Source organism: Streptomyces sp. NPDC002958, from assembly GCF_055563255.1.
In genome coordinates, this window is the sequence record NZ_JBVHDS010000008.1 from 88,466 (window position 1) to 113,537 (window position 25,072).

A 25,072-nucleotide genomic window follows, 5' to 3' on the forward strand; every position below is an offset into this window, starting at 1 on the left:
CGATGAGGCGGGTGGGGTGAGGGTGGCCGGTCATCGATGGATAGCGCCAAAGATGGCGCCGAATGGCCGAAAACAGCGGACAATTTACGGAGAACTGGCCGCCGGGGAACGGAATGTGACCCAGGGCACGTTGAACTCGTTGTGACAACGCCTACGTCTGCGGTCGAGCCCGCTGGGTAGGCCTGCTGTGTCCTGATCCTCCATGGCCAGGAGGCCACCATGCCCGCTGACGCGCAGCTGCTGCTCTCCGTAATCTCCCAACAGGCACCTGGTGCAGCCCCGCTGCCCGGCGCGTTCCAGCCTCTCGTCCCCGGCCCGCTGACGAGCGAACCGCCGCTCGCCGATGCGATACCCCTCACCAGCGAGCCGCCGCTCGCCGACGCCACGCCACTGACCAGCGAACCCCCGCTCGTCGTCAACGCCCCGCTGACCAGCGAACCCCCGCTCGCCGGCAACGCCCCGCTGACCAGCGAGTCGGCCACCATCGGCCGCGCGTGGGGCATGGAGTCCCCAGGAGTCTGAATGGGCTTGTCCCGGCTCGCCGCACTGCACGGCGTCGCCACCTCCTACTCCCCGTCCGCCGATGTCACGGTGTCCGTTCCCGACGACACGGTCATCGCCGTGCTCGCGGCGCTCGGTGTGGACGCCGATACGCCCCAAGCGGTACGGGAGTCGCTCGCCGCCGCCGAGTCCTCGGCCCAATCCCGGCTGCTCCCGCCGACGCTGGTGGTGTGGACCGGAGAGCCGTTGCCCCCCGCCCTGACCGCCCTGCCGCCCGGCACCACGCTGGACATCGGGCTGGAGGACGCCGGTTCGCCCCCGCCCCCGCGGATGCGTATTCCGGCCGACCGACCGGATCCGGCCGTTTCGGTACGGGACGCCCCAGACGCGGGCACGGACGCCCGAGCCGACGCGGGCAGGGAAGCCGGGGCGGGTGCGGACGCCGGGGCGGGCGCGGGCAGGGAAGCGGGTGCGGGTGCGGGTGCGGACGTCGGGGTGGGCCCAGGGGCAGGCACGGCGGTGGGCGCGCCCCAGGCCCCTTCCTGGTGGGCCGAACCACCGCTCGGGGTACACCGGTTGGCCGTACGCGCACCGGGCGGCCGGAATGAGAGCTGCACACTCGTCGTCGCCCCGCCCCGGGTGCCCCAGCCGCCCGCACGCAGCCACGGCTTCCTCGTCCAGCTCTACTCCCTGCTCTCCGCCCGCTCCTGGGGCATGGGTGACCTCGGGGACCTCGCCGACCTCGCCTCCTGGTCCGGGCGGACCCTCGGTGCCGGATTCGTCCAGGTCAACCCGCTGCACGCCGCTGTGCTCGGCAACCCCACCGACCCGTCCCCGTATCGCCCGTCGTCGCGGCGCTTCCCCGACCCCGTCCATCTGCACATCGAGTCCGTCCCCGAGTACGGGCACGTGCCGGACCGGGGCGCCCTCGACGATCTGCGGCAGGACGCGGCGACGCTCAGCGACACCGTCCTGAACAAGGGCGCTCTGATCGACCGGGACGCCGTCTGGGAACTCAAGCGCCAGGCCCTCGAACTCGTACGGGACGTACCCCTCACCCCGGGCCGCCGCGCCGCCTACTGCGATTTCCTGGCCGAACAGGGACAGGCCCTGGAGGACCACGCCCTGTGGTGCGCCCTCGCCGAGGTGCACGGCTCCGACTGGCACACCTGGCCGGCCGCACTCCGCGACCCCCGCTCCAGGGAGACCGCCCGCGCCCGCTGCGAACTGCTGGACCGGGTCGACTTCCACTGCAGGCTCGCCTGGCTGACCGACAGCCAGCTCGCAGCCGCCCAGCGCGCCGCCCTGGACGCGGGAATGGCTGTCGGTATCGTGCACGACCTTGCCGTCGGCGTGCACCCCGGCGGTGCCGACGCCTGGGCCCAGCAGGACGCCTTCGCACAGGGCATGTCCGTCGGAGCGCCCCCGGACGCGTTCAACGCCCGTGGCCAGGACTGGGGCCTGCCGCCCTGGCGCCCCGACGTCCTCGCCGCGTCCGGCTACGCCCCGTACCGCGGACTGCTGCGCGGACTCCTCGCCCACGCGGGCGCCCTGCGCATCGACCACGTCATGGGCCTGTTCCGGCTCTGGTGGGTGCCCGAGGGGAGCCCGCCCACCGAGGGCACCTACGTCGGTCACGACGCCGAGGCGATGCTCGCCGTTCTCGTCCTGGAGGCGCACCGGGCCGGTGCGGTCGTCATGGGGGAGGACCTCGGCACCGTCGAACCGGGGGTGCGCGAGGCGCTGGCCCGGCGCGGCGTGCTCGGCACTTCCGTGCTCTGGTTCGAACGGGACTGGGCGGGCACCGGCCGCCCACTGGCCCCCGAGGAGTGGCGCGAGGGCTGCCTGGCCACCGTCACCACGCACGATCTGCCGTCCACCGCCGCCCGGCTGACCGGCGACCATGTGACGCTGCGCCACCGCCTGGGCCTGCTCACCCGCAGCCTTGCGGAGGAACTGACCGCGGGCGCGTCCGACACCGCCGAGTGGCTGGCGTACCTCGCCCGGCTGGGCCTGCTGCCCGAGGGCGAGCGTGACGAGGAGGGCGTCGTCCGCGCCGTACACCGCTTCCTGCTGCGCACCCCCGCCCGCATGGTCGGGGTCTGGCTCCCCGACACGCTCGGCGACCGCCGCCCGCAGAACCTCCCCGGTACCTGGGACCAGTACCCCAACTGGCGACTGCCCGTCGCCGATGCGGAAGGCCACCCGGTCACCCTGGAGGAGTTGGCCGCCGCCCCCCGACTGCACCGGTTGATGGAGGTCCTCGGGCGCCGCAAAGACCGTGCGGAAGCCCACCACTCGTACCCCCGCCCAGGAGTCCACCCGTACCCCCGCCCGGAAACCGACCCGGAAACCGACCCGTGACCCCGTACGGCACCCCCGGGCGCGCGCCCGTCCCGGGCGTTCGCTACGTTTGCACCGTGGACAAGAAGAACGCTATGCGCACCGGCGCCGTCACGGCCGGAACGACGCTGATGATGCTGCTCATGTCGTCCCCCGCGCTCGCGCTCACCCGCGACGACGGTGACGACCCCGGTCAGGGCCTGAGCGTGATGGAGACCGTCGGTCTGTACGTCGTGGCCCCCATCGCTCTGTTCGTGGTCATCACGGGCCTGGTCATGATCTTCGACAAGTCCAAGAAGCAGGCCTAGCACTCACGCTCTTCCCGAGTGCTAGGCAGGTACCCCGTACCGTGCGGCGCACACGCATGTCCGGACGCGGGAGCCCGGTGCCCCCGTCCAGAGTCCCGGGTAGGTTGCGGCGTGATCGAGTGGGGCGTCAAGGAGCTCCGCATCCTCCGCACCCTGCGGGACCGGGGCACAGTCACCGCGACCGCGCAGGCCCCGCTGATGACCCCGTCCGCGGTCTCGCAGCAGCTGTCCAGTCTGTCCCGGCAGCTCGGCGTCCCGCTTCTGGAGGTCCAGGGCCGCGAGGGGTCTGCCTCACCGGCGCGGCTCACCTCGTGCCGCGCCGTGCCGAGGCCGTCTTCGCCCGACCGGAGCGAGCCGATGCCGAACCGACCGACTATCTGCGCGGCGGCCGGCCAGGTGCCGGGGAAACAGCGGAAAGCGGGAAACAGAGGTGCCCCGGACCGTGCGGACGGTCCGGGGCACCCCCTTGCTCGTGGGCAGCCGTTACGCCGTGGCCGCCGCCGCGTCCGCGGCCTGGGCCTTCAGCGCGCGCTCCACGCCCGAGCGGGACTCCGACATAAGACGGCGCAGGGCCGCGTTCGGCTCCGCCGAGGACAGCCAGGCGTCCGTGGCGTCCAGCGTGGCCTGCGAGACCTGGACGGCCGGGTAGAGGCCGACGGCGATCTGCTGCGCCATCTCGTGGCTGCGCGACTCCCAGACGCCCTTGACCGTCGCGAAGAACTTCTCCGTGTACGGGGCGAGCAGTTCGCGCTGGTCGGTCTGGACGAAGCCGGCGATGACGGCCTCCTGAACGGCGTTCGGCAGCTTGTCGGACTCGATGACCGAGGCCCACGCCTCCGCCTTCGCCTCCTCGGTGGGGCGTGCCGCGCGGGCCGTCGCGGCATGGCGCTCGCCCGCCGCCGTCTTGTCGCGCTCGTACTCGGCGGCGATCTCGTCCTCTTCGAAGAGGCCGGTCGCGGCGAGCCGCTCGACGAACGCCCAGCGCAGCTCCGTGTCGACGGCCAGGCCCTCGACCGTCTCCTTGCCGTCGAGCAGCGACTGCAACAGGTCGGTCTGCTGCGGGGTGCGGGCCGTCGCCGCGAAGGCACGGGCCCAGGCCAGCTGGTGGTCGCTGCCCGGCTCCGCCGCGCGCAGGTGCGCGAGCGTCGCCTCGGTCCACTGCGCCAGCCCGGCCTCGCGCCACTCCGGCGCCGCGTACAGGTCCAGCGCCAGCTTCACCTGACGGTGCAGCGACTGGACGACGCCGATGTCCGACTCCTTGCCGATGCCGGAGAGCACCAGGGAGAGGTAGTCCCGGGTCGCCAGCTCGCCGTCGCGGGTCATGTCCCAGGCGGAGGCCCAGCACAGGGCACGGGGGAGGGACTCGGTGAAGTCACCGAGGCGCTCGGTGACGACGCGCAGCGACTCCTCGTCCAGGCGGACCTTCGCGTACGAGAGGTCGTCGTCGTTGAGCAGGATCACGGCCGGGCGGGCGGTGCCCGCCGGGAACGGCACGGTCGTGCGCGCGCCGTCGACGTCCAGCTCGATCCGGTTCGTACGGACCAGCTTGCCGGAGTCGTCGAGGTCGTAGCAGCCGATCGCGATGCGGTGCGGTCGCAGCGTCGGCTCGCCCTTCGCACCGGCGGGGAGGGCCGGGGCCTCCTGGAGGACCGTGAAGGACGTGACGTGGCCGTTCCCGTCCGTGACGATCTCCGGGCGCAGGATGTTGATGCCCGCCGTCTCCAACCACGCCTTCGACCAGGTCTTCAGGTCGCGGCCGGAGGTCTCCTCCAGCGCGCCCAGCAGGTCGGACAGCCGGGTGTTGCCGAACGCGTGTGCCTTGAAGTAGGCCTGGACGCCCTTGAAGAACTCGTCCATGCCGACGTACGCCACCAGCTGCTTCAGGACCGAGGCGCCCTTGGCGTACGTGATCCCGTCGAAGTTGACCAGCACGTCGTCCAGGTCACGGATGTCCGCCATGATCGGGTGCGTGGACGGCAGCTGGTCCTGGCGGTACGCCCACGTCTTCATGGAGTTGGCGAACGTGGTCCAGGAGTGCGGCCACTTCGAGCCCTCCGCGTACGCCTGGCAGGCGATCGAGGTGTACGTGGCGAACGACTCGTTCAGCCACAGGTCGTTCCACCACTCCATGGTGACGAGGTCGCCGAACCACATGTGGGCCAGCTCGTGCAGGATCGTCTCGGCCCGCGTCTCGTACGCCGCGTCCGTCACCTTCGAGCGGAACACGTACTGGTCACGGATGGTGACCGCGCCCGCGTTCTCCATCGCGCCCGCGTTGAACTCCGGGACGAACAGCTGGTCGTACTTGGCGAACGGGTAGGCGTAGTCGAACTTCTCCTGGAACCAGTCGAAGCCCTGCCGCGTCACGTCGAAGATCGCGTCCGCGTCGAGGAACTCGGCCAGCGACGGGCGGCAGTAGATGCCGAGCGGTACGGACTGGCCGTCCTTCTCGTAGCTGCTGTGCACCGAGTGGTACGGGCCGGCGATCAGGGCCGTGATGTACGTCGAGATGCGCGGCGTCGGCTCGAAGGACCAGATGTTGTCCTGCGGCTCGGGCGTCGGCGAGTTCGAGATGACCGTCCAGCCCTGCGGCGCCTTCACGGTGAACCGGAACGTCGCCTTCAGGTCGGGCTGTTCGAAGCTCGCGAAGACACGGCGTGCGTCCGGCACCTCGAACTGGGTGTAGAGGTACGCCTGCTGGTCGACCGGGTCGACGAAGCGGTGCAGGCCCTCGCCCGTGTTGGTGTACGAGCAGTCGGCGACGACCTTCAGCTCGTTGGAGCCCGCGACCAGGTGCGGGAGCCTGATGCGCGAGTCGCGGAACACGGCCGCGACATCCAGCGCCCTGCCGTTCAGCTCGACCTCGTGCACGGCCGGGGCGACCAGGTCGATGAAGGTCTCCGCACCGGCTTCGGCGGAGTCGAAGCGCACGGTGGTCACGGACCGGTAGGTGCCGCCCTCCTGCGCTCCGGAGAGGTCGAGATCGATCTCGTACGCGTCCACGGTCAGCAGGCGCGCCCGCTCCTGTGCCTCTTCGCGGGTCAGATTGGTGCCAGGCACGCGGTCATCTCCTTGATGTGTGATGTTTCTGGTCATCCTTCCATGCCGCATACCGATGTGGAGTGGCTAGAGGTGTACTACCAGGTGCTGCTTCCGGCAGCGGAGTGCGGCCTGCCGAAGGACTCCAAGGTGCAGTGCGAGCAGGTGCGCGCCTTGACCGAGGAGCGGTTCCTGCGGCACGTCGGCACCGTCCCGCGCCGGCGCATGGCCGAGATCGACGCAGCCCTGCGACGGCATCTCGCCCTCTGACGGATACAAAAAGGGCGGCCACCGCACTGCGGTGGCCGCCCTTTTTTGTACGTACAGGCGTCAGCCGTTCAGCTCAGCCGCCACCAGCTCCGCGATCTGTACCGCGTTCAGCGCGGCGCCCTTGCGCAGGTTGTCGTTGGAGACGAAGAGTGCGAGACCGTTGTCCACGGTCTCGTCGACCCGGATGCGGCCGACGAACGAGGCGTCCTTGCCGGCCGCCTGGAGCGGGGTGGGGATCTCGGAGATCTCGACGCCCGGGGCGTCCTTCAGCAGCTCGTACGCGCGCTCGACGCTGATCGGACGGGCGAAACGTGCGTTGATCTGGAGCGAGTGGCCGGAGAAGACCGGCACCCGGACGCAGGTGCCGGACACCTTCAGCTCCGGGATCTCCAGGATCTTGCGGGACTCGTTGCGGAGCTTCTGCTCCTCGTCGGTCTCGAAGGAGCCGTCGTCGACGATCGAGCCGGCCAGCGGCAGCACGTTGAAGGCGATCGGACGCTTGTAGACACTCGGCTCGGGGAAGTCGACGGCCTCGCCGTCGTGGGTGAGCTTGTCGGCGTCGGCGACGACCTTGGACGCCTGGCCGTGCAGCTCGGCGACACCGGCCAGGCCGGAGCCGGACACCGCCTGGTAGGTGGCGACGGTCAGCGTCCGGAGGCCGGCCTCGTCGTGCAGCGGGCGCAGCACGGGCATGGCGGCCATCGTGGTGCAGTTCGGGTTGGCGATGATGCCCTTGGGCCGGTTCGCGATCGCATGCGCGTTGACCTCGGAGACGACCAGCGGGACCTCGGGGTCCTTGCGCCAGGCGGAGGAGTTGTCGATCACGACGGCGCCCTGCGAGGCGACCTTCTCGGCGAGCGCCTTCGACGTCGCGCCACCGGCCGAGAACAGCACGATGTCCAGCCCGGAGTAATCGGCCGTCGAGGCTTCCTCGACGGTGATCTCCCGGCCCTGCCACTCGATCGTGGAGCCCGCGGAGCGCGCGGAGGCGAACAGTCGCAGTTCGTCGGCCGGGAACTTCCGCTCGGCCAGGATCCTGCGCATGACTGTGCCGACCTGACCGGTGGCGCCGACGATTCCGACCTTCACAGGGACTCCTTCGAACGTACGAACTGGCATGGTTGCCGCTCCATGATGCGTAGGTGAACGGCTTCCTTGTCCAATCCATTGTCCGGGCTGCGGACAGTGCCCGCCCGGCAGGGCGCAGAGCAGTGGGGCGGGAGCTCGTCCGAGCGCCCGCCCCACTGTCGTACGGATCACACGGCGACCGCGGTCACCGCTATGGCGTGAACCGCTACGGCGTGACCTTCTCGATCACGACGCTGCCGGTGCCCGCCGCGGTCCCGCGGCTGTTCACCAGATGGACCTCGCCGAAGAACTGCCGGCCCTCGGGGGCCGCCCCGGCGACCGAGACCTCGGCACCGATCTGGGCCGTGGCGCCGTTGGCCAGGTTCACGGTCTTCGACTCGTCGACCTTGATCGTGCCGAGCGACGGTGCGTAGTACACATCGCGGTAGTCGTACGTGGTCGTCCCGGCCGGGACGCTGTAGCCGTCGATCACGACGGTGTACGTACCGGCGGCGGGCTTCACCAGGCTGACCGACTCCTCGGACCCCGCCGTGGTGGACGCCCCGACCGCGGTGTTGCCCTGGTAGACGTACAGGTCGATGTCGGCATTGGCGTCCGCCGTGCCGCCGATGGCGACGTCCAGCTTCTCGACGCCCTCACCGATGGTGACCGTGTACTCCTGCTCGTCGCCCGTGCTGATCGACGGCGTGGCGACCTTGGCAGAGCCCAGCGAGCCGCCCTTGAGCGTGCCCTCCAGGTCACCGGCGTTGTTGGTGACGGTCCAGTTCACCGCGGCCGGCGTGCCGACCTTCGCCTCGGCGATGGTCTGCACCGCCGGGTCGAAGGTCGCACCGAGCAGCGAGACGTCCAGCTTGTACGGGTTGTCCAGCAGCGGCGATGTACGCCGTGCCTCGACCTCGATCTCCCAGACGCCCGCCTGCGGGTCCTTGTAGGAGCGCACATCGGGTCGGCAGGTGTTGGCCGGGTTCTCGTAGTTCGGGTAGCAGAAGATCGTGGAGCTGTCCTCCGCCTGCACCCCGTACGGGTGGATGGAGATGAAGCGGGTCTGGCTGCCCGAGCGCAGCGCGCTCATCGCGACCTCAAGGGTCTTGGCGCCCACCGGCACGGTCACGAAGTACGACGTGGTGCCGTTGCGCTGCACCGAGCCGGACGCCTTGAACGCGTAGGCGGGCTTCACGAGCGGCGCGGAGACGACCACCGTGGTGAGGATCTGCTGGTCCACACCGACGGTCCTGCTGTCGTCCACCTTGAGGATCGCGCTGTGCACGCCCGCGCTGCCCGGCTTCGCCTCGACCTTGACGGTCACCGGCTTGCCCAGCTCCAGCGAGACGGTGCTGCTGCCGGCCAGCTTGAACGTACCGTCGTTGTTCTTCCACGACAGCCGGTGCTTGACGGCCTTGTCCGGACCCGTGGTGCGGGTGATCGTGACGTCGTACGACTTCTTCTGGCCGGCCTTCAGGCCGCCCTCGCGGTCGTACAGACCGGTACCGAAGCCGGGGGTCTTCAGAGCGAAGTCGATCGCGGTGTCGACCGGGGCCTTCACCGAGTACTCGTGCGCCGGGGCGCCCTGCTTCTCGATCTGCTTCCAGGCGCCGACGATGTCGATCAGACCGGAGCCCTGGGCGTGCGCGGGCACGTCCTTGATGTGGGTGGCGGTGCTGGTCAGTGCGGTGCGCAGGTCGGCCGGGGGCAGCTCGATGTGCTTCTGCTTCGCGGCGGACAGCAGCAGCGCGGTCGCGCCCGCGGCCTGCGGCGAGGCCATCGAGGTGCCCTGGAGCATGGAGTAGCCCGCGGGGAGCGAGTAGCCCGACTCCTTGACCGGGCCGCCGGGCAGCCAGGTCTGGGTGGTGTTGATGGCCGCACCCGGGGCGGTCAGGATCGGCGCGAAGCCGCCGTCCTCACGCGGACCGCGCGAGGAGAAGGGCAGCATGTCGTACTTCTTGGTGACGTTGGAGCCGTAGTTGGCGGCCCAGGTCTCCTTGGAGATCGACGCGCCGACGGAGATCACGTGGTCGGCGAGGCCGGGGTCACCGATGGTGTTGACGCCCGGACCGTCGTTGCCGGCCGAGATGACCAGCTGGACGCCGTACATGTCGACGAGCCGCTTGTAGAGCGCGGCGCGGGCGTTGTTGCCGTCGTTGAGCGGCGGCAGGCCACCGATCGACATGTTGACGACATCGACACCGCGGTTCACGACGAGGTCCACCATGCCCTCGGTGAGCGCGATGTTGGTGCAGCCGCCCGACCAGGTGCAGGCGCGCGAGGAGACGATCTTCGCGCCCGGCGCGGCACCGTTCATCTTGCCGCCGAACAGGCCGTTCGCGGCGGTGATGCCCGCGACGTGGGTGCCGTGCTCGCTCTCGATGACTCCGATGTTGACGAAGTCGGAGGCGTCACCGGCGGCGTTGTAGACGACGTTCTTGCGGGTCTCGACGACGAACGGGATGCGCTCGGCGACATCGGTCCGCGGGTCGTCCTTGCCGAAGTAGGAGACCTGGTGCTTCTCCTTGTACGGTTTGAGAACGGCGTCGTCGGAGAAGTCCGCGTTGCTGTTCAGGTCGACCCGGGTGGTGCCGGTGACCGGGTCGTAGAGCACGGCCCAGACATCGGTGGTGTCACCGTCGCGGTTCAGGTCGCCCGCCATGTCGCCGCCCTTGGTGGCGGACTCGGCGAACAGCCTGATCCGGTAGTCACCCGCGGGCGCGTTGTAGGTGCGGCCCTCGTACGTGAACGTCGGGCCGGACACGGCGTCCGTCATCGGCAGCCAGGTGCCGTCATCGTCGCTGACCGGGTCGGTCGCGGTCACCCAGTCGACGATCTTGCGGGCACCGGTGGTGGTCTTCTGCAGCGCCGGGTGGCCGAGGTCGACACCCGAGTCGAGGACGCCGATGGTCACCCCGCGGCCGTCGGCCTTCGGGTGCTGCTGGACGAAGTCGACCGCGCCCGTCTCGAAGGACGGGTTGTACGGGTTCTTCGCCGGGGTCTTCTTGCCGGGCGCCGGGTACGAGCCGGTGGACTTGGCCTTCACCCCGGCGCCGGTGGCACGGTCGGCCGCGGGCGTCGGGTCGTCCAGCTTGATCTCCTGCTTGAGATCGATGCCCTGGACGGACGACAGCTTGGACGCCGCCTTGATGGCCGCGTCGGCGGTCGCGGTGGGCACGGTGGCCCGTACGTAGCCGAGCTTGTCGTACGTGCGTCCCAGCACGGAGCCCTTGACGGCGTCCAGCTGCTTGGTGACCTGCTCGGTCGCACCGGGAGCGGTGGCGACCATCATCGTGACGTTCTTCTCGCCCTTGGCCTTGGCCTTGGCCAGAACGTCGGCGTCGGCCGTGCCGAGCTTGTCGGCCGCGGCACCCTTGGCCGCGGACTTGACGGGAGCAGGGGCAGGGGCGTCGGCGGCGAAGACCGGGGCGGTGCCGGTGGCGGCCAGCGCGGCCACCAGGCCGGCGGCAGCCGCGATCCGGGCGGCGCGTCTCGCCCCGGGTATGGAACTGGGGGACTCGGAGGTCATCAGCATCCCTGAAAGTGAAAGAGAGAGTCCGGAATTCGGTACCGGATGACCGCTCACCCTTTCGTAAATGACAGGGGTTTGTGGAGAGTTGAGATGAGCGAGATTCGGACATGGCGGACTTCCGCCAGTGGTGCTGATGCGCCATCAGGGACGAAATGGCGAATAAGTGGCCTCTTCGGCCCGTCTTCAGTGGGGCAGGATCATCACATACGCGGCCGGTTCGCGATCGGCCGCCGCCATCAGCGCGGTACGCACCACAACCGCCTGCTGCTCCCGTGCGTCCCGGAGCTTCTTCGGCGAGAGGTGGACGACGGTGATGCCGAGCCGCTCCAGTTGCTCCCGCTTGGCGGCGTACGCGAACCACTGCGCGTCGTGCTCCTCCTGGCGCCGGTCGCCGTCGAGCCTGCTGTGGAGCGGCGCCCTGGTGTCGAGCACCACGGCGACCGCCTCCTCGGGCCAGTAGGCGTCCACCCCGCCGAGATGCGGGCCGCCGGGCAGCCGCAGGTCCACGTTCCACAGCGGCTCCGGCAGTCCGTACGACCGCACCATGTCGTACAGCCGGTCCTCCGCCAGCGCCCGCCCCTCGGCGAGCAACGAGTCGACGGCGCTGACCACATGGGGGTGGCTCAGCAGTCCGGCCCGGCTCAACTCGCTTACGACGGCAGCCGGCTCGCAATGCCCGCCGCGGACCGCCTCGGTGAACAGGCGGCGTACGGCCGGTGTGTCCCCGAGCCCGACGACCGCGTCCGCGAGCGCCCGCGCCACCGGGGCCACGGGCAGGCCGTGCACCTCCTCGGGGCGGGGCGGCTCGGCGGCCCGCACCAGATGTACGTACCGGACCGAGCGCAGTCGCCGGGTGCGCGGCACCAGCACATCGATCCTGGCCGACGACTCGGGCGGCGGCGCGGCCGCGAACCCGTGCAGGGCGAGCGCGGCAAGCCCGGTGACCATGGCCTCGCCGAACCCGGGCTCCATGTCCGGCCCCGGCTGCTCGGGTACGCCCCTGCGGCCGGAGGCCGGTGGCCGGCCCGCGTACAGCAGGGCGGAGCGCAGCCGTTCCTCGCCGGTGGGCGGCCCCGGGTGCAGGACATACACACCGGGCAGCGGCTGCTGCCACGGCCCACCGGTCCTGCACTGTGCGGCGGCCTCAGCGGCGGACACGCCGTGCGCCCTCAACTGCGCTGCGGACAGCACACGTTGGTGGACAGCGCCGGTGATACGGAGGTGACAGGGGGAGAGCGGGGTGTTCTGGGTCATGTTCCGGGGTTTCCCGCACGCGGTCGTGGCGCTAACCCGTGTTACACGCCCGTCGACAATTCAGGACAACGCCGTCCTGAAGTACGCACGTTCAACGACCGAAAAGGACCGTCCCCATGAGGATCGCCCGCCCCCACGAGGCCCCCGTCCCGGGCGGGCCCGAAAGTCGAGTCCGTCCGGGACGGGGGACAAAGCCGGGGTGCCGGGCCCCAGGTGCATCCGTCAGACCCCGGCCCCCGCGTCAGACTCCTGCGTCGCCTGCTGCGGCAGCCGCGTCAGAGCCCGGCCCTCGCATCAGACTCCTGCGCCTGCTGCGCCTGCTGCGGCAGCCGCGTCGCACCCCTGCGCCCGCAACGCCCGGGCCAGATCGTCCCGCGCCTCCAGCACCAGCCTCCGCAGCGCCGGTGCCGCGTCCTCATGCGCGGTCAGCCACGCATCCGTGGCCGCCAGCGTCGACGGGTCGTCCTGCAGGGCCGGGAACAGACCCCTGACCACGGCCATCCCGATCTGGATCGACCGCTCGGCCCACACCCGCTCGATCGCGTCGAAGTACTTGCCCGTGTACGGAGCCAGCAACTCCCGCTGCGACGACTGCTCGAAGCCGGTGATCGTCGCCTCCACCAACGCGTTGGACAGCGCGTCCGACTCCACGACGTCCGCCCAGGCCTGTGCCTTGACCGCAGCCGAGGGCCGCGAGGCCAGGCACCGCACCTGGTGCCGCTTCCCGGACGCCGTGTCGTCGCGGGCCAGTTCGGCGTCGATCACCGACTCGTCGGCCACTCCGTGCGCGGCCAGCGGGGACAGGAAGGCCCACCGCAGCTCCTGGTCGACATCCAGCCCGTCGATCCGGGCCGAACCGTCGAGCAACCCGGACAGCAGCTGGAAGTCCGCGTCCGAGTCGGCGACCGACGCGAAGAACCGCGCCCAGGCCAGCTGGTGCTCACTGCCCGGCTCGGCGATCCGCAGCTCCCGCAGCGCACCCTCGGCCAGTTCCCGACCGCCCTCCTCGCGCCACCCGGGCGCCACGTAATGCGTGAGCGCGGTCCGCGTCCAGGTGTGCAGCATCTGCAGCACACCGATGTCGGACTCCCGGCCGGAGAAGGCCAGTACGAGGGAGACGAAGTCACGGGCCGGCATCAGCCCGTCCCGGGTCAGGTTCCACAGCGCGGACCAGCACAGCGCCCGCGCCAGAGGATCGGTCATGTCACCGAGGTGCGCCCGCAGCGTGGCCAGGGACACCTCGTCGAAGCGGACCTTGCAGTACGTGAGGTCGTCGTCGTTGACCAGGATCAGCTCGGGCCGCTCGGCCCCCGTCAGCTCCCCTACCACCGTGCGCGGCCCCGCCACATCAACCTCGGCGCGGGCGTACCGTACCAGGTCGCCGTCGGCGGCCCGCCGGTACAAACCGACCGCGACCCGGTGCGGCCGAAGCTCCGGGTGGGAGGCGGCCGCCTCCTGGAGGACCGCCAGCTCCGTGATCCGGCCCGCCGATTCGTACGTCGCCTCCGGGGTCAGCGAGTTGACGCCCGCGGTCTGCAGCCACGACTTGGACCAGGCGGTCATGTCACGCCCGGACGTCTCGGCCAGGACGGACAGCAGATCGCCCAGCTGCGTGTTGCCGTAGGCGTGCTTCTTGAAGTAGCGCCGGGCGCCCTCCAGGAACGCGTCCCGCCCCACGTACGCCACCAGCTGCTTCAGCACCGAGGCGCCCTTGGCGTACGTGATGCCGTCGAAGTTGAGCTTCGCGTCCTCCAGGTCACGGATGTCGGCCGTGATCGGGTGCGTGGACGGCAGCTGGTCGGCGCGGTACGCCCAGGACTTGCGGTTGTTGGCGAACGTGATCCAGCCGTTCTTGAAACGGGTCGCCTCCACCTGGGAGAACGCCCCCATGAAGTCGGCGAACGACTCCTTCAGCCACAGGTCGTCCCACCACTGCATGGTGACGAGGTCGCCGAACCACATGTGCGCCATCTCGTGCAGGATGACGTTGGCCCGGCTCTCGTACGACGCCTGCGTCACCTTGCCGCGGAAGATGTACTCCTCGCGGAACGTGACGCAGCCCGGATTCTCCATCGCGCCGAGGTTGTACTCGGGCACGAACGCCTGGTCGTACTTCCCGAACGGGTACGGGTAGTCGAAGTTGTCGTGGAAGAAGTCCAGGCCCTGCTTGGTGATGAGGAAGACGTCGTCCGCGTCGAAGTGCCGGGCGAGCCCCTTGCGGCACATCGCCCCGAGCGGGATCTCCAGCGTCGTGCCGTCGTCGAACGTACGGCTGTAGGAGTCGGTGACGTAGTGATACGGACCGGCGACGACCGCCGTGATGTAGGTGGAGATCGGCTTCGTCTCGGCGAACCGCCACACTCCGCCGTCCCGTGACTCCTCGGCCCCGTTGCTCCGGACCGTCCAGCCCTCGGGCGCCGTCACCTCGAAGCGGAAGGTGGCCTTCAGGTCGGGCTGCTCGAAGTTCGCGAAGACCCGCCGCGCGTCGGCCGGCTCGTACTGGGTGTAGAGGTAGACCTCGCCGTCCTCCGGGTCGACGAACCGGTGCATTCCCTCGCCGGTCCGGCTGTACGCGCACTGCGCGTCGACCACCAGGACGTTGTCGCCCTCCGGCAGGTCCTCCAGCGCCACCCGCGTCCCGTCGAAGACGACGGCGGGGTCGAGCGGCTGCCCGTTCAGCGTCACCGCGTTCACGCTCGGCGCCACCAGATCCGCGAAGGTCGACGCCCCCGCCCGCGCGGTGCGGAATCGGATCGTGGTCACCGAGCGGAAGGTCCGCGGGCCCGAGGCGGCCCCGTCGCCGTCCCCGTCGGGTCCACCGACGGCGGAACGCAGATCGAGACCGACCTCGTAGCCGTCGACGGACAGCAGTTCGGCCCGTACGCGGGCCTCGTCGCGGGACAGGTTCTCACCAGGCACGAGCACACTCCTTTGTGTCACGTTCGAATAGTTTGATCCTCCCATGTCGTTGTTCGGCCCGGCATTCGGGAATGGCGGGAGCCTCCGGGGACGTTCTGCGCACAGATGCGATCGCCATTACGAGGAGAAACGATGCCCGACAACAGCGCGGCGACCGGCAAGACCCCTGTCGATTTCTGGTTCGACCCGCTCTGCCCCTGGGCCTGGATGACCTCCCGCTGGATGCTGGAGGTGGAGAAGGTCCGTGACGTCGAGGTCCGCTGGCACGTGATGAGCCTCGCCGTTCTCAACGAGGACAAGCTCGACGAGCTGCCGGACGAGTACCGCGACATGCTGGAGAACCAGGCGTGGGGCCCCGTCCGCGTGGTCATCGCCGCCCAGCAGAAGCACGGCGACGAGATCGTCGGCCCGCTCTACACAGCGCTCGGCACCCGCTTCCACAACCTGGGCGAAGGCCCCACCCGCGAGGCGGTCGTGGGGGCGCTCCAGGACGTCGGCCTGCCGGCCGAGCTTGCGGACTTCGCGGACTCGGACGCGTACGACGCCGAGCTGCGCGCCTCCCACAAGGAGGGCATCGACAAGGTCGGCCAGGACGTCGGCACCCCGGTCATCGCCCTCCCGGGCTCGGACGGCGAGCAGATCGCCTTCTTCGGCCCGGTCGTCACCCCAGCCCCGAAGGGCGAGGAGGCGGCGAAGCTGTGGGACGGCACGCTGCTGGTGGCGTCGATCCCCGGCTTCTACGAGATCAAGCGGACCAGGACGCAGGACCCGATCTTCGACTGATCCACGCGGTACGGTGCGAGGGCCCGGCCGCCGCCCGGCCCTCGCACCGTCCCCTCTCACGCGTACAGCGTGCCCAGCTTCGGCAGCCGCAGCGCCACCCGGTCCGCGTCGTCGAAGTCGAAGTCCCACTCCGGGTCCAAGTCGGGGTAGTCGATCGAGAAAGAGTCGCCGGGCAGCTTCTCACCCGTCGCCGCCTGATACGCGTCCCAGGCGATCCCGAGCATCCGCTCGCACTCCACCTCTTCTCCCTCGGGCGCCGCAGCCCTGATCTCCGGCAGCTCCGCCAGCGTGTCCGGATCGGCAACGACCCGCTCGAACACCTCACGCCCCTGCGCTATCAGCCAGCCCCGGAAGTACTCGAAACCGTCGTCGGAACAGCCGCCGTTGATCGTGTACGCCGCAGCCCAGAGCGGAGCCCTGTACGAGGCGGCCATCAGGTCCCAGAGCAGCTGCTGCGCGGCGAGGATCTCGTCGCGGGGCCGGGCGGCGAGCAGCGCGGAAGCCCGCTCGACGACGGTCTCCGCATCCGCCGGGTCGGTGACCTGTGCGCGGGCGTCGTCGATCAGATTCCAGAAGTCCTTGGTGTCCATACGGTGCAGCATGCCGGAGAGGTCTGACAGTCTCGGGTGCGGCGAGCTGCCGTGGGAGCCGAAGGGAAGGTCATGGGAGCCGAGAGGAAGGTCATGAGGGCGGACATGGACGTACGACCGGCACGCAGGTCCGAGGCCGGGGCGCTGACCGAACTGGTCCTGGCATCGAAGGCCCACTGGGGCTACGACGATGCCTTCCTCGCCTCCTGCCGCGACGAACTGACCATGTACCCGGCCGACATCGACCGCCGCCGCACGACGGTCGCCGAGGAGCACGGCCGCGTCCTGGGCTTCACCACCCTGGACGGCACCCCGCCCGTGGGCGCCCTCGGCATGATGTTCGTCGCCCCGGGCGTCCTGGGCCGGGGCATCGGCCGGCTCCTGTTCGAGCACACCGTGGCGGAGGCCCACCGCCTCGGCTTCGTACGCCTGACCATCGACGCCGACCCGAACGCGGAGCCCTTCTACCTCGCGATGGGCGCGGTACGGATCGGGGCGACCCTGTCCGGATCGATCCCCGGCCGCGAACTGCCGCTGCTGGAGTACATGCTCACGCCGCGCTGACACCTTGTCGTCAAAGTCGTGCTTCGTGGATCACGGCGTGGAGTCGAGGGGAGGTTGGCGGGGTCGCCGTCTGCAGGAGATGCGCAGCGCCGGGAAAATCCCTTGATCTGCTGGCTTACGGTTTCTGCATGACCACTACGCTCCGCCTGGCAAAGGTCACTGCCGCCAACGTCGACGTCGCGATCGGCCTGAAGGTCCGCCCCGATCAGGAGCACCTGGTCGCGCCGGTTGTGAAGTCCCTCGCTGAGGCGTACGTGTACCCAGGCATAGCCTGGCCCCGCATCATCTTCGACGGTGACCGGCCCGTCGGCTTCCTCATGGCCTTCTTCGACATCGACTTCGCGGGCGACGGCAGGGGCACCGATATCCGCTCGGGCCTGTGGCGGCTCAACATCGCGGCCGGCGAACAGGGCCGCGGCTATGGCCGCTTCGCGGTCAAGTCCGTGGCCGCTGAAATCCGCCGCCGCGGCGGCACCCGCCTGACCACCACCTGGCACCCGGGCGAGGACGGCCCCGAGGGGTTTTACCTGGGGCTCGGGTTCCGGCCGACGGGAGAGATGAGCGGGGATCAGAAGGTCGGGGAGTTGGCGTTGGGCTAGGTAGATCCGCCGGACGTTGCGGTCCGCATGGCCGGACGGGGGCGGGCTGCGCTAAACGTGCGCGAGGAGGCGCTCCAGCGGCCGGGGAACGCGCTTGAGGTCCAGGTGCGCGACCAGCGCCTGCGCGTAGAGCGCCTTGCGGCCGCTGTGCGTGCCCATGAACCGTCGCAGCTGGTGCTCCACGGGGCGTTCCCGCTGTGCCGGCTGGCCCTGGAAGGTGTGGAAGGGGCGCATCTCGCCCTGGGCCTCGATCACCTGCTGCACGCCCTCGGCCCCGAGAGCGCGGATCAGCTCGTCCTCCAGGTCGGCCACGCACACCTGGAACCCGAGGGTCTCCAGTCCGGCGCGGGTGAGACTGGAGCCGAGCCCGACCCGTTCCAGATGGCGTCGGAAGTGCCGCTCCTCGCCGATGTCGCAGAGACCCGCCAGCGGGAGGCCGAGCCCCGGCGGGCCGCACACGTCCAGGAAGCGCCCGATGCTCGTCGCGCCGCCGAGCGGTACCACCGCCACGCCCTCCGTGCCGAGGTCGTGGCCGTGGCGCGTGGCCAGCGCTTCGAGGGCGATCTGGTCGCTGCTTCCCTCGACGAGCACGACCGTCCGCACACCGTCGGCCAGTTCCCGGGCCTCCGCGGCTGCCGCGTCCGACCCCGCTCCGCCGGCCGCCCATGCGACTGTCGCCTGGCGGAATCGCCTCAACTCGTCCACGAGACCTCGCTTTCCGGCGCCATCCTGCACGGCCGGGACCCCGTACGCATACACGTTTTCCCGGCTCATTCAGCCATCGCGGGGAGCGGTGACGCCCGGGGCCTTCACACGCCGAGCCACTCCGCGACCTCGACCACGTCCCCGACGCTCACGACGCCCTCGCACACCACCGCGTTCTTCGCGCCGAAGCTGACCTTGTTGCCGTACTCCGGTTCGCGCCGGTACGTCGACAGGGTCCGGATCGGTTCCGGGCCCGCGCGGTGGCCGGTGGTCTGGTCGACCATGGGTACGGCGCACCGCGTCGCCCGTACCGAATGGGCGAGTTCGACGGAACCGATGGTCATCCGGCGTACCCGGTCCTCGAAGTGGGGCTCGTCGTTGCCGGTCAGGACGATGTTGGGGCGGAAGCGGTTCATGGGGACGGGCTTCGCGTCGCCCCGGGCGGTGATGCGGGCGTTGAGGTCGTCCAGGGACGCCGTCGAGGCGACCAGTACCGCGTGTGCGTCGGCGAAGTTGACCTTGCCGGGGGTGTCGCCGCAGCCGTCCCGGTCGAAGCCGGGGGCCACCCGTACCAGGCGGGACTTCGCGCCGAGTGCGTCGGAGAACCATTTCGCGACCTCGTCCCCCTGGTCGACGGCCGCGCCGAGGGGGCGGTCGAACATGCTGACCTCGCGGCGTGGGCCGTCCCGGTCGACGTCGAGGCGGAGTGGCTCGAAGCCTGCGGTGGTCAGGGTCAACGTCGCGCCGGCGTCCAGGACTTCGACCCTGATCGCGGCCATCGAAGGATGCGTGCGCTGGCTGCGGAAGGCGCCGTCCGCCGCGTCCACCACCATGAACGTACGGTCGTGTTCGAGGCCGGTCCCGAGGACCTGCGCGGACTCGACCGTGATCCCGGCGCAGCCCTTGACCGGGTAGTAGGTGAGTTCTCGAACAGCGATCGTCACGATGTCCTTTCCGGGGCAGCCGCTTCGAGATCGTCGACGCTCCCGGACATGACGGTGCGGATGTGTCGGGTGAGGTGCTCGGTGGGCCAGTCCCACCAAGCGACGGCCAGGAGTCGGGCGATGGTCTCGTCGTCGTACCGGGTACGGATCACCTTGGCCGGATTGCCGCCGACGATGCCGTAGTCGGGTACGTCACCGACGACGACCGCGCCGGCGCCGATGATCGCGCCGTGTCCGATCCGTACCCCCGGCATCACCATGGAGTTGTAGCCGAACCAGACGTCGTTGCCGACGACCGTGTCGCCCCGGCCCGGCAGTCCGGTCAGCAGATCGAAGTGCTCCGCCCAGGAGCCGCCCATGGTGGGGAACGGGAAGGTGGAGGGGCCGTCCATCCGGTGGTTGGCGCCGTTCATGATGAACCGCACCCCGGTCCCCAGCGCGCAGAACTTCCCGATGACGAGCTTCTCCGGGCCGTAGTGGTACAGCACATTGCGGGTCTCGAACGCGGTCGGGTCGTCCGGGTCGTCGTAGTACGAGTAGTCCCCGACCTCGATCAGTTCGGACTTCACCAGGGGCTTCAGCTGGACGACCCGGGGCTGACCCGGCATCGGATGGAGCACTGTGGGGTCGGCGGGAACGGAACTCATAGCGCCCATCATCGCATTCACCTCGTATGAGGGCGGTGTGTGTCTTCCGGCGGCGGTGCTATCCGTCGGTGGAGGAGCGCCCGTTCCGCTTGTTCCACGGGATGTGGATGGCGAGCATGTCGCCCACTGTGCCGACCACGTTGAACACGAGCAAGCCCACGCCCTTCAGGACTCGCACGACCGCAGAACCCGCAGCCTCTTCCATGTTCTGATCCCCTCGTGTCCGCCCCCGTGGCTTACTTCGATCTTGGAGACGTGTTCTGTCGCTATTCGGTTGCCCGGGGAAACAGTTTACGGGCCGCCCTGCAGCTGATCTCGGACGTGGGCGGAAGCATGACGAAGGCCACGCGAGTTGTCTGGAGTGTGAAGCTCGGGCAAGCCGGGCATCGGCGGAGCCGCGCGGCCGAGTGGTGGAAAGCCTCCAAGAGCGGTTGAGCATTGTTGTGCCTGGCGAGCGGACCGGCGGTGTTCGTACGGTCGCAGACTTGTGGGGTGCGGTGCACGCCTTCGCGTCGCCGACTCTTCGCCCGTGACGACCCGAAAGGCCCGAGCCCATGAGCGAACGCGTCATCGCCCCCAAGAACCGCGGCTTCCTCTTCCTCGACTCCCACCCGGCCGGCTGCGAGCGCCTGGTGGAGGACATGTGGCAGGCCGTCCCCGCTCCTTCCCGCGTGCCCGACCGGGCACCCGTGGCACTGGTCATCGGCTCCTCCGCCGGGTACGGGCTGGCCGCGACGATCGCCGGTCTGGCCCGTGCCGGGATCCGCGGGATCGGGGTCTGCTTCGAGAAGGCCCCCGGACGGCGCACCGGTACGGCCGGTTGGTACCGCACAGCCGCGACCGCCGAACTCGCCCGCCTGCACGGTCACGACATGGTGTTCCTCAACGGAGACGCGTTCTCCGACGAGATGAAGAACCAGGTCGCGCAGGTGCTGGAGGAGCGCTTCGGCGGCCGTCTGGACTATCTGATCTACTCGGTGGCCGCCCCGCGCCGCACCGACCCCGACACCGGGACCACCTACGCGTCCGTCCTCAAGCCCATCGGTGAGGCACACAGCACCAAGACCCTCGTCTTCGACGACCGGGGCACCGGCGAGGTGCGGGAGGTCGAGACGCAGCCGGCCGCCGACGACGACATCGAGCAGACCGTCGCAGTCATGGGTGGAACGGACTGGGAACGGTGGATCGACCACCTCGCCGACCGCGGACTGCTCGCCGATGGATTCACCACCGCCGCCCTCTCCTACATCGGCTCCGCCCTGACGGCCGCTATCTACCGGCAGGGCACCATCGGTGCCGCCAAGTCCCACCTCGAACAGACCGCCCGCACCCTCGATGAGCGGCTCGGCAAGTTGGTCGGGGGGCGCGCGGTCACCTCGGTCAATGCGGCTGCCGTCACCCAGTCCTCGACCGCGATCCCCGGCATCGCCCTGTACGTCGGGCTGCTCCGCGGCGTCCTCGGCCAGGCCATGGTTCCGCCGATCGGGCAGCTCACCGACCTGTGGGACCAGCTCACCGGTGTCCGCCCCCTCGACCTCGACGACGAAGGACGGGTGCGCCTGGACACCTGGGAACTCGCCCCCACCGTCCAGGCAGCCGTCACCGAGCGGTGGAACGCCGCCACCACCGAGAACATCACCGAACTCGCCGATCTCGACTGGTTCCACGCCGAAGTGCAGCGCCTGTACGGGTTCGCCGTGTCCGGCATCGACTATGCCGCGCCGGTCGAGACCGACATCTCCTGGCCGGACGCCGCCACCCCCTGAAACGGTCCGGTCAGGGGTTCGGCGGAAATCCATTCGACACGGTCCGCGGATCTCGTCAGGATTCGGACCCATGAGTTTGCACATGTCTGACCCGGTTCGAATCGGTACCGAACAGCTGTCGGGAGGGCGGCAGCTGGGCTGGGCCGAGTGGGGGCCGGGGGACGGGGTGCCGGTGTTGTTCTCGCCCGGGGCGGCCACCAGCAGGCATCTCGGGTTCGGTGCCGAGGTGCTGGACGGGCTCGGGGTGCGGCTGATCTCCGTCGACCGCCCCGGTCTGGGGGCCTCCTCGCCTGCGCCGGGGCGCACCTTCGGTGACTTCGTCGACGACGTCCGCGCGTTCGCCGGCCTGCGCGGCCTGGGCCGGCCCCTGATGGTCGGCAATTCGCAGGGGGCGCCCTTCGCGCTGGCGTGCGCCGCCGCCGGAGCGGTCGGTGCGCTCGCGGTGGTCTCCGGTGCGGACGAGGTCGCCGAGCCGTGCTTCGCCGACGCGCTTCCGGAGGAGTTGCGGCGCCTCGTCGGCCTGGTCGTGGCCGATCCGGCCGCCGCCGAGCAGGTCTTCGCCGGGTTCACCCCGCAGGGGATGCGGGACATGGTGATGTCCGGCAGCCCGGAGTGCGACCTCGCCGTGTACCGGCAGCCCGCGTTCGCCGCCGCGTACCGGCGTGCCCTCGACGAAGCCTTCGCGCAGGGAGCGGCCGGATACGCCCGGGACACCGTCCTGGCCATGGGGCACTGGGGGATCGGGCTGTCGGACATCGCCGTACCCGTCGACCTCTGGTACGGGGAGAAGGACACCGGTCACTCGCCCGACCAGGGGGTCCGGCTGGCCTCGCGCATCCCGGGCGCAGTCCGACATCTGGTGCCGGATGCGGGCGGGGCGGTGCTCTGGACGCATGCCGAGCCGGTACTGAGCACGCTGCTGAAGCACGCTTCCACCCCCTGACCCCTCGCACCGCAACATGACAGAAGGACCCTCACCTGTCACGTCCAGGTGAGGGTCCCCCCTTCATCCGCCTGCCCGGTGAAGGTTGAGAAGACGATCACGAGGCAGGACGTTCCAGCGTGCCTCCCGGTCAGGGGGCGAGCAGCAGCACGTCGGCGCGCTCCTTGGCCGCCGCGTAGCGCTTCGCCACGTCCTGCCAGTTGACGACGGCCCACATCGCCTCGATGAAGTCGACCTTCTGGTTCTTGTACTGGAGATAGAAGGCGTGTTCCCAGGCGTCGAAGACCAGGATCGGGACGGAGCCCTGGCCGACATTGCCCTGGTGGTCATAGACCTGCTCGACGATCAGCTTTCCGCTGACCGGCTCGTACGCGAGCACGCCCCAGCCGGAGCCCTGCGTGGTGGCCGCGGCCTTCGTCAGCTGGGACTTGAATCCGGCGAACGAGCCGAACGACTCGGTGATCGCGTCCGCGAGGTCGCCGACGCCGTCCGCCGCGAGGGGCTCGCCGCCGCCGTCGCCGGTCATGTTGTGCCAGTAGATCGAGTGCAGGATGTGGCCGGACAGGTGGAACGCGAGGTTCTTCTGGAGCCCGTTGATCGCTCCCCAGGCCTCCTTGTCGCGCGCCTCCTCCAGTTGCTCCAGGGTGTCGTTCGCGCCCTTCACGTAGGCGGCGTGGTGCTTGTCGTGGTGGAGCTCGATGATCTGCGGATTGATGACCGGTTCGAGCGCCGCATAGTCGTACGGAAGTTCCGGAAGCGTGTACGTGGCCATGTGGTCGAACCCTCCAGCTGCTGAACTCATGTTATTGCAACCTATATGCAAGAGCAGGCTAACAGCAGAAGGATTCGGACGTGATCAGCCCTTTGACGTAGGACCGGGAACGTGTCGTCACGCGCGGGCACGCGAACGGGCCTCGGTAAGCCGGGTCAGATGGTCCTCGTATGCCTTCGCATAGAACGCAGCCCGCGCCGGGTCCGGTTCGACCACCGTCGTCGGGGCCGTCCAGGCGGCTGTGTCCAGCTCCGTGCCGAACCGCTGCGCCGCCGCCAGCACCGCGCCCCGCGCACCGACCTCGCCCTCCACGATCCGGACCGGGCGGCCCAGTACATCGGCGAACAGCCGCATCCAGGCGGGGGAACGGCTGCCGCCGCCGCACAGGGCGAGGGTGCCGGTGAGGCCCGCGGCCTCCAGACAGTGGCGGGCGGCGAAGCCGATGCCCTCGCAGACCGCACGGATCAGATCCGCCGGGGTGGTCTCCAGGGACACTCCGGTGAACTCGGCGCGCAGGCGCGGCTCGACGAACGGAGCGCGTTCGCCGGACGGGGCGAAGTAGGGGAGTACGTGGACACCGTTCGCGCCGGGCGGCGTGGCGGCGAGAAGCGTGTCGACCTCGGCATGGCGTACGCCGGTGGTGGCCAGGATCCAGTCGAGGGCCGCGGTGCCGACCATCGCGGGCATGGCGCGCAGCCAGTGGCCGGGACGGTCGGTGGAGATGTGCAGCCCGGCCGGTTCGCCGTCCAGGTCGAGCCGTTCGGTGGCCACCAGTGCGGCCAGGCAGGTGCCGACGATCAGCAGACCGTCGCCGGGACGGGTGACGCCCGCGCCGAGGGCGCACGCCGGCAGATCGTACGGGCCGTTGGATATCCGTACCCCCGAAGGGAGTTCGGCGGTGGCGACCGGATCGCTGACCGGGGCGAGGAGCGAGGCCCGGTGGGTGAGGCCGAGCGCGGCCACGACATCGGAGGAGTACGCACGGGTCGTCGGGTCCAGGAACGGCATCGACGCGTCGGAGACATCCGTGGCCCGGGCCCCCGTCAGCCGCTGGAACACCATGTCCTTGCAGTACAGGGCGGTCGTCGCCGCGTCGAGCGACGCCGGGTCGTGGCGGTCGAGCCAGGCCAGCACCGGGCCCGGACAGCCCGGGAACATCGCACTGCCGGTGCGCCGGTAGACGGTCTCGAAGACGCCGGACGCCAGCCAGGCGTCGACCAGTTCATGGGCCCGTCCGTCCATCCAGGAGATCGCCGTACGGACCGGGCGGCCCGCCGCGTCGACCAGCCAGACGCCGTCACCCTGACCGGTGAGACCGGCGAACGCGACCCCGTCGGAGCCCAGTGCGGCCAGGACCTCGCAGACCGCCCCGTACACCTCGTCCATGTCCTGTTCCACGAAACCGTCGCGGATCGTGAGCCCCACCGGGCGGGATTCGACGGCCAGCGTGCGGCCCCGAGGGTCGAAGGCCGCAGCCTTCACCATGGACGTGCCGACATCGATGCCGATGTACCTCGTCATG

21 protein-coding genes and 1 pseudogene are annotated in these 25,072 nt (G+C 70.0%); 10 read left to right on the forward strand and 12 right to left on the reverse strand.

Going from position 1 to position 25,072, the window contains the following annotated elements:
- Nucleotides 1-219 precede the first annotated feature (219 nt).
- From ACZ3IC_RS16690 to ACZ3IC_RS16705, 4 genes and pseudogenes are all read left to right on the forward strand, one after another.
- Nucleotides 220-522, forward strand: coding sequence for a hypothetical protein (locus tag ACZ3IC_RS16690; RefSeq protein ID WP_467416851.1), 303 nt, complete (start codon nucleotides 220-222; stop codon nucleotides 520-522).
- Nucleotides 523-2,865 carry a 4-alpha-glucanotransferase gene (gene malQ / locus ACZ3IC_RS16695; protein WP_467416853.1) on the forward strand — a complete coding sequence of 781 codons (2,343 nt, stop codon included), beginning with the start codon at nucleotides 523-525 and terminating at the stop codon, nucleotides 2,863-2,865.
- A gap of 56 nt (nucleotides 2,866-2,921) precedes the next feature.
- The gene (locus ACZ3IC_RS16700; RefSeq protein ID WP_467416855.1) at nucleotides 2,922-3,152 is read left to right on the forward strand and encodes a hypothetical protein; all 231 of its coding nucleotides are present in this window, start codon (nucleotides 2,922-2,924) and stop codon (nucleotides 3,150-3,152) included.
- A 111-nt stretch (nucleotides 3,153-3,263) separates the two neighbouring features.
- Nucleotides 3,264-3,538, forward strand: a pseudogene (locus ACZ3IC_RS16705) (LysR family transcriptional regulator); the annotation flags it as partial.
- A 97-nt stretch (nucleotides 3,539-3,635) separates the two neighbouring features.
- On the opposite strand, the gene pepN (ACZ3IC_RS16710) reads toward ACZ3IC_RS16705, so the two are convergent.
- Nucleotides 3,636-6,212: an aminopeptidase N gene (gene pepN, locus ACZ3IC_RS16710; protein ID WP_467416858.1), complete on the reverse strand. Its 2,577-nt coding sequence runs from the start codon at nucleotides 6,210-6,212 to the stop codon at nucleotides 3,636-3,638.
- A gap of 42 nt (nucleotides 6,213-6,254) precedes the next feature.
- Between pepN (ACZ3IC_RS16710) and ACZ3IC_RS16715 the strand changes: the two genes are divergently transcribed.
- Entirely contained in the window at nucleotides 6,255-6,461 is a 207-nt protein-coding gene (locus ACZ3IC_RS16715) for a type II toxin-antitoxin system PemK/MazF family toxin (RefSeq protein ID WP_467416859.1), read from the forward strand.
- Nucleotides 6,462-6,521: 60 nt separating this feature from the next.
- On the opposite strand, the gene ACZ3IC_RS16720 is transcribed toward ACZ3IC_RS16715, so the two are convergent.
- The 4 genes from ACZ3IC_RS16720 to pepN (ACZ3IC_RS16735) all read right to left on the reverse strand — a co-directional run bounded on the left by ACZ3IC_RS16720 (nucleotide 6,522) and on the right by pepN (ACZ3IC_RS16735) (nucleotide 15,237).
- The gene (locus ACZ3IC_RS16720; protein WP_467416860.1) at nucleotides 6,522-7,550 is read right to left on the reverse strand and encodes an aspartate-semialdehyde dehydrogenase; all 1,029 of its coding nucleotides are present in this window, start codon (nucleotides 7,548-7,550) and stop codon (nucleotides 6,522-6,524) included.
- Between the two features lie 205 nt (nucleotides 7,551-7,755).
- A complete protein-coding gene (locus ACZ3IC_RS16725) occupies nucleotides 7,756-11,067 on the reverse strand; it encodes a S8 family serine peptidase (RefSeq protein WP_467416863.1) in 3,312 nt (1,103 codons plus the stop codon).
- A 180-nt stretch (nucleotides 11,068-11,247) separates the two neighbouring features.
- Nucleotides 11,248-12,318, reverse strand: coding sequence for a hypothetical protein (locus tag ACZ3IC_RS16730; RefSeq protein WP_467416864.1), 1,071 nt, complete (start codon nucleotides 12,316-12,318; stop codon nucleotides 11,248-11,250).
- Nucleotides 12,319-12,612: 294 nt separating this feature from the next.
- Nucleotides 12,613-15,237 carry an aminopeptidase N gene (gene pepN / locus ACZ3IC_RS16735; RefSeq protein WP_467416865.1) on the reverse strand — a complete coding sequence of 875 codons (2,625 nt, stop codon included), beginning with the start codon at nucleotides 15,235-15,237 and terminating at the stop codon, nucleotides 12,613-12,615.
- Nucleotides 15,238-15,369: 132 nt separating this feature from the next.
- Between pepN (ACZ3IC_RS16735) and ACZ3IC_RS16740 the strand changes: the two genes are divergently transcribed.
- Nucleotides 15,370-16,020 carry a mycothiol-dependent nitroreductase Rv2466c family protein gene (locus tag ACZ3IC_RS16740; RefSeq protein WP_467416868.1) on the forward strand — a complete coding sequence of 217 codons (651 nt, stop codon included), beginning with the start codon at nucleotides 15,370-15,372 and terminating at the stop codon, nucleotides 16,018-16,020.
- A gap of 56 nt (nucleotides 16,021-16,076) precedes the next feature.
- Here ACZ3IC_RS16740 and ACZ3IC_RS16745 read toward each other — a convergent pair whose 3' ends face one another.
- Nucleotides 16,077-16,610 (reverse strand): DUF4240 domain-containing protein, encoded by a 534-nt coding sequence (locus ACZ3IC_RS16745; RefSeq protein ID WP_467416870.1) that lies wholly within the window; start codon nucleotides 16,608-16,610, stop codon nucleotides 16,077-16,079.
- Between the two features lie 72 nt (nucleotides 16,611-16,682).
- On the opposite strand from ACZ3IC_RS16745, the gene ACZ3IC_RS16750 reads away from it, so the two are divergent.
- Both ACZ3IC_RS16750 and ACZ3IC_RS16755 read left to right on the forward strand, forming a co-directional pair.
- Nucleotides 16,683-17,174 (forward strand): GNAT family N-acetyltransferase, encoded by a 492-nt coding sequence (locus ACZ3IC_RS16750; protein ID WP_467416872.1) that lies wholly within the window; start codon nucleotides 16,683-16,685, stop codon nucleotides 17,172-17,174.
- 128 nt (nucleotides 17,175-17,302) lie between these two features.
- Entirely contained in the window at nucleotides 17,303-17,773 is a 471-nt protein-coding gene (locus ACZ3IC_RS16755; RefSeq protein WP_467416875.1) for a GNAT family N-acetyltransferase, read from the forward strand.
- Nucleotides 17,774-17,824: 51 nt separating this feature from the next.
- Here the strand turns inward: ACZ3IC_RS16755 and ACZ3IC_RS16760 are convergent, their stop codons facing one another.
- From ACZ3IC_RS16760 to ACZ3IC_RS16775, 4 genes are all read right to left on the reverse strand, one after another.
- Nucleotides 17,825-18,478, reverse strand: coding sequence for a TOPRIM nucleotidyl transferase/hydrolase domain-containing protein (locus tag ACZ3IC_RS16760; RefSeq protein WP_467417194.1), 654 nt, complete (start codon nucleotides 18,476-18,478; stop codon nucleotides 17,825-17,827).
- A 104-nt stretch (nucleotides 18,479-18,582) separates the two neighbouring features.
- On the reverse strand, nucleotides 18,583-19,422 hold the full coding sequence (locus ACZ3IC_RS16765) for an MOSC domain-containing protein (RefSeq protein WP_467416877.1): 840 nt from the start codon (nucleotides 19,420-19,422) through the stop codon (nucleotides 18,583-18,585).
- A complete protein-coding gene (locus ACZ3IC_RS16770; protein WP_467416878.1) occupies nucleotides 19,419-20,069 on the reverse strand; it encodes a CatB-related O-acetyltransferase in 651 nt (216 codons plus the stop codon). Before ACZ3IC_RS16770 ends, ACZ3IC_RS16765 begins: the two co-directional genes overlap by 4 nt.
- Before the next feature lie 58 nt (nucleotides 20,070-20,127).
- Nucleotides 20,128-20,274, reverse strand: a complete 147-nt coding sequence (locus tag ACZ3IC_RS16775; RefSeq protein WP_467416880.1) for a hypothetical protein — start codon at nucleotides 20,272-20,274, stop codon at nucleotides 20,128-20,130.
- 349 nt (nucleotides 20,275-20,623) lie between these two features.
- Here ACZ3IC_RS16775 and fabV point away from each other — a divergent pair, with 349 nt between their 5' ends.
- Both fabV and ACZ3IC_RS16785 read left to right on the forward strand, forming a co-directional pair.
- On the forward strand, nucleotides 20,624-21,835 hold the full coding sequence (gene fabV / locus ACZ3IC_RS16780) for an enoyl-[acyl-carrier-protein] reductase FabV (protein ID WP_467416882.1): 1,212 nt from the start codon (nucleotides 20,624-20,626) through the stop codon (nucleotides 21,833-21,835).
- An 82-nt stretch (nucleotides 21,836-21,917) separates the two neighbouring features.
- Nucleotides 21,918-22,778 (forward strand): alpha/beta fold hydrolase, encoded by an 861-nt coding sequence (locus ACZ3IC_RS16785; RefSeq protein WP_467416884.1) that lies wholly within the window; start codon nucleotides 21,918-21,920, stop codon nucleotides 22,776-22,778.
- A 130-nt stretch (nucleotides 22,779-22,908) separates the two neighbouring features.
- On the opposite strand, the gene ACZ3IC_RS16790 is transcribed toward ACZ3IC_RS16785, so the two are convergent.
- The gene (locus tag ACZ3IC_RS16790; RefSeq protein WP_467417196.1) at nucleotides 22,909-23,550 is read right to left on the reverse strand and encodes a superoxide dismutase; all 642 of its coding nucleotides are present in this window, start codon (nucleotides 23,548-23,550) and stop codon (nucleotides 22,909-22,911) included.
- Nucleotides 23,551-23,667: 117 nt separating this feature from the next.
- A complete protein-coding gene (locus ACZ3IC_RS16795) occupies nucleotides 23,668-25,071 on the reverse strand; it encodes an FGGY family carbohydrate kinase (protein WP_467416886.1) in 1,404 nt (467 codons plus the stop codon).
- Between the last annotated feature and the right edge of the window lies 1 nt (nucleotide 25,072).